The organism is Laspinema sp. D2d (assembly GCF_025370755.1).
Lineage (GTDB): Bacteria > Cyanobacteriota > Cyanobacteriia > Cyanobacteriales > Laspinemataceae > Laspinema.
This window is the reverse complement of sequence record NZ_JAMXFC010000014.1, coordinates 56,781-69,698: the sequence shown is the minus strand read 5'-3', so window position 1 is coordinate 69,698 and position 12,918 is coordinate 56,781. Positions and strand designations below refer to the sequence as shown.

The following is a 12,918-nucleotide window of genomic DNA, read 5'->3' as shown; positions in this document are numbered from 1 at the left end:
ATAAAAAGAGGTCTTTAGGGCCTCTTTTTTCATTTCTGGAAGATGGGGAGGATGGGGAGGATGGGGGAGATGAGGGAGATGGGGAGGATGGGGAGGATGGGGAGGATGGGGGAGATGGGGAGGATGGGGAGGATAGGTTTTTTACGTTCATGGTGATTCGCCTTTATATTAACTGCAGTTCCGGTCCCCTCCCCTTGCTAAGGGGAGGGTTAGGGTGGGGTTCCCTCTTGCCGATCGCCACGTCACGCACTCAAAAAAGGCGATCGCGCCTGTATGGAGGCGGGTCCAACCTATTTCTTCGTGACGTGCGATCGCACATCACTGAAAACCCCACCCTAACCCTCCCCTTAGCAAGGGGAGGGGACCGGAGGTAAAAAACCTACTCTTGTAAGGGATGGGGAGGATGGGGGGGATTGGGAAAGTTTGTAGTAATGAGTTTCCGCTTTCATTCCTTCGGGAAGGCATAAAATAGACTGAACTAAACTTAATGTAGTTATCGGACTTGCTTTGAATGCAACGCCTACTGATTCCCGTTTTCGATCCGGCTGTCAAAGAATGGGCCTTAGAAGCTCGATTATTGAGATGGTTAACCTTCCTCTGGCTGTTTGTGGGGTTGGCGGTGTTGTTTTCTGCCTCCTATCCCAGTGCAAATGCGGAGTTTGGGGATGGGCTTTACTATTTTAAACGGCAACTAATCTGGGTTGTGGTTGGCTTAATTGGCTTTAATGTCCTGGTTTATACCCCCCTGCGATACATTCAAGGCATTTCTGATTGGGCGGTGATTATCCTACTGGGGTTGATTTGGCTGACGATTGTTCCGGGATTGGGGACCACTGTTAACGGGGCGACGCGGTGGTTAAAGTTGGGTCCGGCTTTGATTCAACCTTCGGAGTTAATTAAACCGTTTCTGATTTTGCAAGCGGCGCGAATTTTTGGCAACTGGAACCGCTTGACTTGGCAAGTCCGGATTAATTGGTTGGGGATTTTCGTGGCGGTCCTGTTGGGAATCTTGGTACAGCCGAATTTGAGTACCACGGCCCTATGTGGGATGACGATTTGGTTAATTGCGTTGGGGTCGGGTTTACCGTTTTCTTATTTGGGGAGTACGGCATTCGCGGGTTTTCTCCTGGCGGTGTTGAGTATTAGCATTAAGGAATATCAACGACGAAGAGTGATGTCGTTTTTAAATCCTTGGGCCGATCGCTTTGGAGATGGATACCAGTTAATTCAAAGCTTGTTAGCGGTAGGGTCCGGGGGAACTTTGGGGACGGGGTATGGTTTGTCCCAACAAAAGTTGCTGTATTTGCCGATTCAATATACGGATTTTATTTTTGCCGTGTATGCTGAGGAGTTTGGATTTATAGGCAGTATGGTCCTGATGCTGCTGTTGGGGAGTTATGCCACAGTGGCATTGTTGGTGGCGTACAAGACTCGGGAAATTGTGCAGCAGTTGGTGGCGATCGGGGTGATGGTGGTGATGATTGGACAGTCCCTGCTGAATATTGGGGTGGCGACGGGTGCGCTGCCGACGACGGGTTTACCGCTGCCGCTGTTTAGTTATGGGGGGAGTTCGATGATTGCTAGTTTGATGTGTGCAGGGATTTTGATTCGGGTGGCAAGGGAAAGTAGTACCGGAGAGGTGGTGTCGTTGGCGGATAAGCGGCGATCGCGCTTTGGCAGAGGACGTAGAAAGCGTTAGGGTTGGGTGCAGTAAAGGTTAGAAACCGGGTTTCTTCACAAAATCTCTGGTACTTGGCAACAAATCTGGGCTAGAAACCCGGTTTCTTGTCTTAAGCACTTTCTGTACTGTTGCTTGAGGAGGGTTGAAAACAAAGGATGGGAAAAATAGGAGGGGCGATCGCTGATTCTTCACGCCCCTCCACTCCGTTAACTATCCGGATCTACTCCCAACTCACGCAACCGTTGCGCTAGTTTTTCAGCCCGTTGGCGTTCAGTTTCAGCCCGTTGGCTCTCGGTTTCCGCTCGTTGGCGTTCAGTTTCAGCCAGTTCCTCGGGCCATCGCAAGAGTTCACCGTTGGCATTCCACCAGCGCAACCAATTGCCTGTGCGGTTGTCACGGGTTCCCTGCCAGACTCCTAAAAATAGCTCTAGTCCGGGAATCCAATAGAAACCATTAGCATCGGGCATCTGCCTTTGATATCGGTTGGATTCTAAAGCGTATAGTTCTAAAAGAGCAGTCGTAGGATGAAATATTGCATAAATGGGTACTTTAATAATTTGTTCATAAAAGTACCATTTGCCGATGCGGTTTTGAACTTCCATTGAGTATTCTTCCCCATAAGTATCCGATAGGAATTCCATAACCATGAGGGGAATGGGTCCTTCGGTGTGGGGAGTGTAGCTGCGACGGGGTTCAGGACTGGACCAAGGTGCAACGGGACGAATGTACATCCAATCCGGGGCCTTGCAGATGGGGCGGTTATTAATGCCAGCACATAGTGCAAAGTTCGACGAAATTAAGGCATCTTGGCATAACTCCGGAGTCAAAGAGTGACGGAGGGCATTTGCTAATAAAGGATGTTCTAAATTTTCCACGGGGTCGTCTGGGAGTACAAAGTCTTCTGGGAGTTTAGGCCAGGTAATTTTTATCTCAAAAACTGAGGTTTGAGGTAGAACAGACATTATGCAACCTCGGATGATGGTTGATAGGGGATTTCGTTTTATTGTAGCGGATGGTATGAGGCGATCGCATCCTGCACCAACTCCATATCGACTCATGATGCAGGAGTATTTTATTTAATAAATTTGGATTTAAATAATAGATATAAAACTTTTTATCCTTTTAAAAAAGTAATTTTTCACACTAAATTATATGAATAAATACCAAGATTATTCGAGATAATTCGGATAGAAAACGTTTTTTGCCAAGTTAGTCCTATTATTCGGAAACGACTGAAGTCGTTACCACGAACAGGGGAAGGGACCGATCGCGGGTTTATGGGTTTGAGTGGGATGAGTGCGATCGTTGGGGTGCCCTCTACGTTACAATTGTTCATATTCGGCGTTTTCCCCGGCTAAAGCATGATTGATTCTGTGCAAACTTCTCTGTACCACCTGCAACAACTCGCTGATGGTCTCGTTTCTAGCCAATTGAGTCACCTTTCTTGGGTGAGTGTCTTGATTATTTTTTTAGCGGGGTTGCTGACTAGCTTGACCCCTTGTATGTTGTCGATGCTGCCGATTACGATTGGCTATATTGGCGGATATGAGGCCCAAAGTCGGATTCAGGCGGCGGCGCAGTCTACTTGGTTTGCTTTGGGTTTAGCTACTACCCTCGCTGCATTGGGTATTGTGGCGGCTTATGTGGGTCAGGTTTATGGTCAGGTGGGGATTGGTTTGCCGATTCTGGTGAGTGTGATTGCAATTTTGATGGGGCTCAATCTTCTGGAGGCGTTACCGTTGCGTTTGCCTTCTTTGGATGGGATGGATTTGATCCCGAAGGATGTGCCGGATGGGGTGCGTTCCTATTTGTTGGGACTGACATTTGGATTGGTGGCTTCTCCTTGTAGTACCCCGGTTTTAGCAACGTTATTGGCTTGGATTGCTAGTACCCAAGATGTCATGTTGGGAGGTGCTTTATTACTAGCTTATACGGCAGGTTATGTGGCTCCTTTGATTTTGGCGGGTACGTTTACGGCTACGATTAAAAAGCTGTTGGAAGTGCGTCGCTGGTCTGGTTGGATTACGCCGGTTAGTGGGGCGCTGTTGGTCGGGTTTGGGGTGTTTTCTCTGTTATTTCGACTGCTTCCGGTGGTCTAGGGATTGGGGAGATGGGGGAGATGGGGGAGATGGGGGAGATGGGGGAGATGGGGGAGATGGGGGAGATGGGGGAGATGGGGGAGATTTTACTAGCAATAAGAAGGGATGAATAACAAATGACAAATGATACGCAGAGTGTAGGCAGTTGGTTATCGGTTCCGAAACGGTTTTTTCGGCGGGAAATAGTGCCGTTTTTGGGGGATTTACGTTTGGCGATCGCCCTCTTATTAGCCATCGCAGTTTTTAGTATCTCTGGGACCGTGATTGAGCAGGGTCAATCTCCAGCATTCTATCAATCTAACTATCCCGAATCTCCCGCTCTTTTTGGCTTTTTGACTTGGAAAGTGATTCAAGTGGTGGGGTTGGATCATGTTTATCGAACTTGGTGGTTTTTAGCGTTATTAGTGTTGTTTGGGTCTAGTTTAACCGCTTGCACCTTTACGCATCAATTTCCAGCCTTAACCGCAGCACGGCGTTGGAAATTCTATAAAACTCCTCGGCAATTTGAAAAGCTGGCGTTAAGTGCTCAAGTGGATGAGGCGAATCTGAATCAGTTAGAAGCGTTATTACAAAAACGGCGTTATCTCGTATTTCGGGAAGGGAATACGCTGTATGGTCGTAAAGGGTTAATGGGGAAAATTGGACCGATTTTGGTTCATGCCAGTATGTTGATTATTCTGGCGGGGTCAATTTTGGGCGCGATGACGGGTTTTATGGCTCAGGAAATTATTCCGAGTGGGGAAACCTTTCAGGTTCAAAATATTATTGATGCCGGTCCGTTTTCTATGTCCCAAGTTCCTAAAGATTGGGCGGTTCATGTGAATCGGTTCTGGATTGATTATAAGCCGGATGGAACGATTGACCAGTTTTATTCTGATTTGTCGGTGATTGATAGTGAGGGTCAGGAACGCGATCGCCAGACGATTCATGTAAACAAACCCCTGCGGTATCGTGGGGTGACGATGTATCAAACCGATTGGGGTGTTTCAGCAGTCCAGGTTCAGTTGAATAATAGTCCAATTTTTCAACTGCCGATGGCGCTTTTAAATACCGGCGGGGGTGCGCGATTATGGGGGACTTGGATTCCCACTAAGCCGGATTTGAGTGAAGGGGTTTCGCTGTTAGCGAAGGATTTACAGGGAACGCTTTTACTCTACGATATGGAAGGGAAATTAATGACGAGTCTGCGTCCTGGGATGGAAACTCCGGTGAATGGAGTGACGCTGAAGATTAAAAATGTGATTGGGAGTACGGGGTTACAAATTAAAGCGGACCCGGGTATTCCGATGGTTTATTTGGGGTTTGGATTGTTAATGTTGGGGGTGATGATGAGTTATGTTTCTCATTCCCAGGTGTGGGCGTTAGAAGAAAATGGGGAATTATATGTGGGTGGAAAAACGAATCGTGCTCAAGTGACCTTTGAGCGAGAAGTGATTGATATTTTGGATAGTTTAGAAGAGAAACCGAGTACCGATGGGGTGGCGATCGCCTCGGGTTCTTTAGCGGGTCAAAATTAATAGACCTCTTGTAAACCATAAGGATTGATCCCCCCAACCCCCCTTAGATCCCCCTCCCGTCCCCCTTAGATCCCCCTCCCGTCCCCTGAGATCCCCCTCCCGTCCCCCTTAAGAAGGGGGAAGCCGGAGGAATAAATGTTTAGTTCCTGGGGGAAGCCAGAGGAATAAATGTTTATTTGCAGGGGGAGGCCAGAGGAATGAATGTTTAATGCCTGGGGGGCTTTTTGTGATTAAGTCTGAGGTTTGGTATGGTGAACTTCTATCACCGTGTGGACGTTGCCTCGGGGATGAAAATCACCTTTGATAGTGGCTTCTAGGGGGTCGCAGGCGGCTACGAAGTCATCGAGGATTTGATTGATGGATTCTTCGTGGGAAATGTAGCGATCGCGGTAACTGTTGATATAGAGTTTGATTGCTTTGAGTTCCACCACCCGTTCATTCGGAACGTAGGTGATATAAATGGTGGCAAAATCTGGATAGCCAGAAAACGGACATTTACAGGTAAATTCCGGTAAGGTGATGTGAATGTCATAGCGTCTACCGACTCGGGGATTGGGAAAGGTAATTAACTGTCCCTCTTCGATTTCCCGTTCCCCATACTTGATCTGCGGGGTGTCATCGGCAGGGGTGGCGGTTGGCGATACATCGGACTGCATGGAAGAATTACTCATTTTGACTGAATAGGGACTGAATGTCTCGTGATTAATTCTATCGTGACAGAATTTGCTCCGATTCGGATAGTCTTGGGGTCCTGGACCTTGAATGAAGGGGCTCCAGGATTTAAGATAGAGAGTAAAGATTGGTTCAGGGTCAGGGCGATCGCTCTCTAATTGGGAGTCTACGCTATCCTGTCTCGATTGCCGAGTGCCTCAATCGTAGAGATTTGTAGCAAATCCTTGACGAAGCCAGGTAATCGTTGTTGTAATCTGAGGCAGAGTTCTATCATCAACAGACTCCGAACGGTTGCGATCGCCTCCCGTCCTCCTACTACCCGAAAAGCCCTTATGCGAAATGCTACTGCCTCCGGCAATCTGCCGACAACCCCGCCAACTCCTTCTAATCAACCTTATTCTCCTTCGGTTCCCATCTCGCTGTATCGAGAAGTCGTCGCTGAGTTACAAACGGCACAGGAACGGTTGGATTCCTTAACGACTCAAAATCAGCAGTTAATTCAACAAAACCGACAACTGCGCCAGGAAATTGAAACGGTGGTTCAATCTGCGGTGCATTTACAGCAGGTGGTGGATGCTTGGGAACCCCAGAGTCCCCCACTGAACCGCAGTGGCGATCGCACCCAACGGGGTGAATCCGCATATTCCGCCATACCCCCTACAGAAACTGGTCATTCGCAGTTTAATGGAATTCCCGGTTCTGCAGTGGGTTCTCCCTTCGCCATGACGGATCTCGCTGCAACTGCGGGTATGGGAGAACCTTTATTTACAGAACAGCCGGAAACTCGTCCCCGTCGCACCACCCGTCCGGTTAAGCGATCGGACCTCGGGGGATTTGGATTGCTGATTATGATCCTGCTGATTGTGGTGAGTGCTTTTGGTGCCGGGTATTGGGTGGTGCGTCCTTTATTAATGCAGCAGCGTTAAAGGCAGTTGATCCGGTGTGGGATCTCTCTACCGCACCTCTTTCCTGAGTCAGGCGATCGCGATTTTCCTGACTCAGACTCTGTTTATCTTTGCACCTCAACTGCAAACCCCCATCCCCGACTGACTCGGTGCCAAACTGGACGTCTCTTCTCTCTATTCCACTAGGTCAACCGATGGATAAAAACAGAAGAATTATATCATTAATAATAATAGCTGGGGGTAGGGGTAATCCCCCCTATTTGAACCCATAGTTCCGGCGATCGCAGAGCGGTTTAATCCAGTTGTTAGGGATTCTTAACTGAATTCGGCAGTTCCCTTTAATTCTTCTGAATTCTCCCCAAACAATTGACAAATTTTCTTAGATTTAGTAATCTAGGTAACAGAAATTTTAACGCACTGGATAACGGTAAAACGAGACCTCAATATGCCTGAAGACCCTCGCATCCGGTTCATTGCCAATCTTCCACAACCAAAACCCAGTCAGGGAACGCCCCCTCCATTCGGAAGCGGGTAAATGGGTCAGTCTCATCCCTTTATCTAGGATTAATGTATTAGGGATAGAATTCAACTTGAATCCCGTACCCTGGGGTACGCCTGATTTCTATAACTATTCTGGGGTAGTCGGGCCAATTTTAAAACAAGTTCAGGTTTTCTAATTTTCTGGAATTTGAAAGGGTTACTCAAAGGGAGTTTAAAGTGGGTGCGGGATTACAAAGACCCCTTGCTTTCCTTCAAAGCGCAACCCCCCAACCCCCAATTCTCGTCGGAGTTGAGAGCAGGCGGCAAAACGTCTAAAATAGTACCAGGGGGTAACGGATTTAAACGAAATTAACCGGGATTAGAGTCTTGAAATTAAAAAACTATAAAGTATTTCTGAAAGGGGAAATAATTCAGATAAAGTCAGAAGACCTGGGTGTAAACCATCTAAATCAAAAAAGGGAGGGTGATGAGAAGGGCGGGCGGGACAGGAAATCCGGTGGGCTTTGAAGGAAAAAAGCTGATCCAGGGTGGGGGTCAAATTGTGATAACCGAATCATTCCGATTAATCCCTAGCAATTATAATTAAAAAATCCGTAGAAATATTAACAAGGGAGAGGAACTGGGTCCGATAAAAATTAATCTACCTCTCAGGTAATCCGGGGTTAAAGCGAGAGATAAAGTTGGCGTGGCAAATCCTGCCTCGGAAAGGGTAAACAGGGGAGCAAGTAAGCGGTCAGGGAGATGATAGATGAAAAGTGGCAATCTAGGGACAGAACACATGATTGAACAGGTCAAAGCAAGAGCGGTTACGTCAGAGATCGCTCCAGCGGAAATGCAGGTATTGTTAACTCTATCCCGAGAACTGTTCTGCATCCGAGACCGTGAAGGACAGTTCCTAAAGCTCAACTGCAATTGGCAAAGCGTTCTGGGATGGAGCCTAGAAGAATTGCGATCGCACTCCTGGCGTGACTTGATCCACCCCGAGGATCTCCACCGAACTTTCCTGGGTGAACGCGCCTGCAATATCGGCCAAGTTTGTCACATCAACAATCGATATCGTCACAAAACCGGCGAATACTGTTGGCTATCCTGGCGCATTCTCCCCCACAAAAACGGCTTAACCTACGCTGCTGCCCAACTAATTGAAAAACCCGCCAAAGAGGAGACTCCAAGGGGGATTCCCGACTTAGAGAATAAATTTCCAGGAATTTTTGGCCCTACTCTAGCCGATTTAGAGGTCGGTGAACCCACCGCTACAACCGGGGTTAATGAGGGTTTTAAAGAACAATTAAGTCGGAACGAAGCCACATTTTGGATGGAATCTACTTCCCTGAAAGCGGTTAAAAATTCCCTAAGTTTCTTTCGGGGGGAATGGATTGAGGAGAATGGCAAACCGGGAGATAACCTCCATCCCCCATCCCAGTTATTATCCCAATTCGATGAGGGAGTAGTGTTCTCCAGTCTGGATGAGCAGTCGCCCTCGCCTCTGGCGATCGCTCAATTAGAGGAACGATTTCTCAAAGTGAATGCCACTTTGTGCGAAATACTTGGGGATATAGACCCCCCCTTACTCAGAGCAACCCAGTCCGAGCTTGATCCGAGTGAGAGTTTGGATACATACTGGCAGAAGCTACAACAGATTTGTGGCTCAACCCTGCTCTGGAATGGACAAACCCAAGGCTCCAACCCTCAAACGAAGGAAGTACCGATGCAACAAACCCGGGGTGCGATCGCCACGATCGCCCTTGAAGAACCCAGGATCTTCAGTGATCCCACCCTGTTGGCTCTTTTAAAGGCCACTACGGAATCATTATACCTTGTCAATCCCCAAGGCATCCTATTAGCCAGTAACGGGATGGCAGCACAACGCCTGGGACTGCAACTGCCGGAAGCCGTGGGACAATGTATTTATGACCACCTCCCAAACTGGTTAGCTAAAGTGCGGCGAAACTATATAGAACAAGTTTTTCAGACCGGGAAGCCGGTGCGATTTAAAGAAACGCGCAACCAAGCTCACTTTGAGGTTTCTATCTATCCCGTGATGGATTCTCAAGGTCAGGTGACTCATTTGGCGGTGTTTGACTGTGATATTAGCGATCGCTGTCAACGGGAAGATGTCATGGGTCAACTCAACGCCCAACTCGAACGACGGGTCACGGAACGTACTGCCGAACTCCAATCCGCGAACCAAGAACTGGAAGCCTTTTGTTACTCCGTCTCTCACGATTTGCGGGCTCCCCTGCGGGCGATCGGGGGATTTACCCAAGCCGTTATCGAAGACTATCAAACGGTTTTAGATGAGACGGGGAAAGATTATCTACACCGAGTCTGTGCCGCCACTGAGCGCATGAATCACTTGATTAATGCCCTTTTGAATCTTTCCCGGGTGACTCGCACTCAGATGCAACGAAAGCCGGTGAATCTGAGTAAAATGGCCCGGGCGATCGCCACCGAACTGCAAGAGACTCAACGCGATCGCCCGGTCCGGTTTAAATTTGCCGAGGGTCTGATGGCAGAGGGTGATCCGCACCTATTGCAAGTGATGTTAGAAAATCTGCTAGGTAATGCTTGGAAATTTACCAGTAAAACGGCCAATGCCTGTATTGAATTCGGCATCAGCGATCGCCCGGTCCTTCCTCCGGGCAAGCGGGTCTCCGGTACTGCTAACAAAACCCTGTATTTTGTGCGAGATAACGGGGCCGGTTTTAATATGACCTACGCCGATAAACTCTTTGCCCCCTTTCAACGCCTGCACCAAACCACCGAATTTGAAGGGACCGGGATTGGTTTAGCAACCGTTTCTCGGATTGTGCAGCGTCATGGCGGCCAGGTTTGGGCAACCTCCGAAGTGAATCAGGGTGCGGCCTTTTATTTTACCCTGTAATGGGGCAGCAGTGGCTTCCCGGGGGGAGATTTTATATCTCTTAGCACAACCGACACCTCCTACATGGGTTGTCGGTTGTGACATTTTGTCACAGAAAATTGTATCCGGGATAACAGACAAAAGACCCCTAATGTCTTTTTAATTATTAATATAAAACCCATTCATAAAGCATAAAAAACTCTCTCGCTAAACTCCCTTGTTAAAATTGATAACGGATGGGTTCCAACACTTGTGTTTAAAACTAAATTAATATTAGCCAGTCGAGAAGTCCAATATAGTCCTAAATTTACCCAAGATTTTCCCAGGACAAAACCACGAAGGAGGATGAAAATGGGGCGACCGTTACGGGTGCTAATGGTAGAAGATTCCGAGGATGATGCCTTATTGCTACTGCGTGAGCTCAAACGAGGCGGTTATGATTTGACCGTAGAACGAGTAGACAATCCTGAGTCCATGAAAAACGCCCTCCAACGGGAAAATTGGGAACTCATTTTAGCCGATTATGCCTTACCCCAATTTAGCGCACCCCAGGCATTAGCGGTAATGCAACAAATGGGACTGGATTTACCCTTTATTATCGTGTCCGGGCAAATCGGAGAAGATGCTGCGATCGCCGCGATGAAAGCCGGTGCCCATGATTATGTAATGAAAGATTACCTAGCCCGATTGATTCCAGCCATTGATCGGGAATTGCGGGAATTTGCCGGACGGCGATCGCGCCTGTTGGCAGAAAAAGCCATGCAAGCCAACGAACGGCAACTCCGGGCCGTCTTTGATTGTGCCCTTGATGCGATGGCAATCTTCAACGACCTCGGCCAATTTACCAACGTCAATCCTGCCGCTTGTACCCTCTTAGGACTCGCCAAAGAAGACTTAATTGGACAGCCAATTTATAAGTATATGGAATCCACTTGTGATTTCAAAACCGCCTTCACCAAATTCCGTACTGTGGGTCGAGACACGGGAGAATTGAAAATTATTCGGTCTGACGGAACCATTCGAGAAGTGGAGTATTCCGCCAGTGCTAATTTTATTTCTGGCCTTCATTTAGCTGTCGTCCATGATGTGACCGATCGCAATAAAGACCGGGAACAACTGTTGTATAATGCCTTTTACGACCCCCTAACCGGACTGCCGAATGAGGCGTGGTTCCTCAACGGATTAGGGCGATCGCTTCGTCAGTCAAAACGCCGTCCCCATTATGGCTTTGCCGTCCTCTTTATCGACTTAGATCGGTTCAGCATCATTAAATATAGTTTCGGACATTTAGTCGGCGATCTCTTACTCAACGCCACCGCGCGCCGATTAGGAACCTGTATCAGGCCCAAAGATACCCTAGCCCGGGTGGGCACCGATGAATTTGCCATTCTGGTCGATGAAATTGACGACCCCGCTACCGCCCTCGCCATTGCCGATCGCATTCATAAAGAACTGACCCTCCCCTTTCAAATCAACGGTCATGATATGTTTAGCACGGCCAGTATTGGCATTGCCATTAACTTTCCCCAGACTCCGGAGTATAGTCAAACCCAACTCCCCTTAAATAATGGCAACGGCACCGAATCCTCCTCCAGCAGTTTAGAACGGCCCGAAGACTTTTTACGCGCCGCCGACACCGCCATGTATCATGCCAAAACAATGGGGGGAGGACGTACTGCTGTATTTGAACGACAGATGCATTCCGGGGCACTGGCGATGTTACAACTCGAAACAGACCTCAGACTCGCCCTCAAACGCCAGGAGTTGCTCCTGTATTACCAGCCGATCATCGACTTAAAAACCGGGCAGATTGCCGGATTTGAAGCCTTGGTCCGCTGGCAACACCCGCGACGGGGCTTTGTGCTACCCGGGGAGTTTATCCCCGTTGCCGAAGGAACTGGATCAATTGTGCCAATGGGCGCATGGGTTTTAGAAGAAGCCTGTCGGCAATTGCAACAGTGGTATGAACGATGGGAATCCCTGGGTTTAATCCTCCCGAATCGAGAACGAGGGGAGGGAGTCGGGGGTTCTGTTCCCTTTTTGACCATGAGTGTCAATGTTGCTGGGGTTCAGTTTGGGAATCCCGGACTGGTGGATTATATTGACCAGATTCTTCAGCAAACCGGGTTGACGGGTTCCTGCTTGAAGCTAGAAATTACAGAAACTGCCATTATGGCAGCAGCCGAGTCAGCCGCGAGTTTGCTCCATCAGCTCAAAAAACGGCAAATTCAGTTGTCTATTGATGATTTCGGGACGGGGTATTCCTCCCTGAGTCGGTTGCAACGGTTACCCATTGATACCTTAAAAATCGATCGCTCTTTTGTGAGTCGGATGAGCAGTGAGGCGGAAAGTTTAGAAATTGTTCGCACTTGTATTGATTTGGCTCACAATTTAGATATGGATGTGGTGGCCGAAGGAGTGGAAACTTTGGAACAATTGGCTCAACTCCGTGCGTTACAATGTGAATCGGGTCAGGGCTATTTGTTTTCTCGACCTGTGGATGCAACAACAGCGACAGCTTTATTAATGTCAATGCCGCAGTGGTGATGCCTGGGCGATCGCCGTTTAGCCCCGGGTTTCTCGTCCCTTTCCTGGAAGCCGTGATTTTACAAGTACAAATTATTTTGCTCCTCTGGGTAAAGGGAAGGAGTTGTATCTCAATCTGTCCTATAGCAGATTG

General features: G+C 48.3%; 9 protein-coding genes. 7 read left to right on the top strand and 2 right to left on the bottom strand.

Going from position 1 to position 12,918, the window contains the following annotated elements; all coding sequences use genetic code 11:
* The first annotated feature begins 149 nt into the window (after positions 1-149).
* Positions 150-374 (top strand): hypothetical protein, encoded by a 225-nt coding sequence (locus tag NG796_RS11730; protein WP_261206879.1) that lies wholly within the window; start codon positions 150-152, stop codon positions 372-374.
* A gap of 137 nt (positions 375-511) precedes the next feature.
* Complete coding sequence (locus NG796_RS11725) at positions 512-1,699, top strand: FtsW/RodA/SpoVE family cell cycle protein (protein ID WP_261206877.1); 1,188 nt, start codon at positions 512-514, stop codon at positions 1,697-1,699.
* Between the two features lie 188 nt (positions 1,700-1,887).
* Here the strand turns inward: NG796_RS11725 and NG796_RS11720 are convergent, their stop codons facing one another.
* On the bottom strand, positions 1,888-2,643 hold the full coding sequence (locus tag NG796_RS11720) for a Uma2 family endonuclease (protein WP_261206876.1): 756 nt from the start codon (positions 2,641-2,643) through the stop codon (positions 1,888-1,890).
* 399 nt (positions 2,644-3,042) lie between these two features.
* Between NG796_RS11720 and NG796_RS11715 the strand changes: the two genes are divergently transcribed.
* Together NG796_RS11715 and NG796_RS11710 are read left to right on the top strand one after the other, a co-directional pair.
* On the top strand, positions 3,043-3,780 hold the full coding sequence (locus NG796_RS11715) for a cytochrome c biogenesis protein CcdA (protein ID WP_261206875.1): 738 nt from the start codon (positions 3,043-3,045) through the stop codon (positions 3,778-3,780).
* A 116-nt stretch (positions 3,781-3,896) separates the two neighbouring features.
* Positions 3,897-5,297 (top strand): cytochrome c biogenesis protein, encoded by a 1,401-nt coding sequence (locus NG796_RS11710; RefSeq protein WP_261206874.1) that lies wholly within the window; start codon positions 3,897-3,899, stop codon positions 5,295-5,297.
* Positions 5,298-5,527: 230 nt separating this feature from the next.
* On the opposite strand, the gene queF is transcribed toward NG796_RS11710, so the two are convergent.
* The gene (queF, locus tag NG796_RS11705) at positions 5,528-5,953 is read right to left on the bottom strand and encodes a preQ(1) synthase (RefSeq protein WP_261207001.1); all 426 of its coding nucleotides are present in this window, start codon (positions 5,951-5,953) and stop codon (positions 5,528-5,530) included.
* Positions 5,954-6,301: 348 nt separating this feature from the next.
* Between queF and NG796_RS11700 the strand changes: the two genes are divergently transcribed.
* The 3 genes from NG796_RS11700 to NG796_RS11690 all read left to right on the top strand — a co-directional run bounded on the left by NG796_RS11700 (position 6,302) and on the right by NG796_RS11690 (position 12,785).
* Positions 6,302-6,895 carry a bZIP transcription factor gene (locus NG796_RS11700; RefSeq protein WP_261206872.1) on the top strand — a complete coding sequence of 198 codons (594 nt, stop codon included), beginning with the start codon at positions 6,302-6,304 and terminating at the stop codon, positions 6,893-6,895.
* 1,228 nt (positions 6,896-8,123) lie between these two features.
* Positions 8,124-10,259: an ATP-binding protein gene (locus NG796_RS11695; protein ID WP_261206871.1), complete on the top strand. Its 2,136-nt coding sequence runs from the start codon at positions 8,124-8,126 to the stop codon at positions 10,257-10,259.
* A 330-nt stretch (positions 10,260-10,589) separates the two neighbouring features.
* Positions 10,590-12,785: an EAL domain-containing protein gene (locus tag NG796_RS11690; protein ID WP_261206870.1), complete on the top strand. Its 2,196-nt coding sequence runs from the start codon at positions 10,590-10,592 to the stop codon at positions 12,783-12,785.
* The last annotated feature ends 133 nt before the right edge of the window (positions 12,786-12,918 follow it).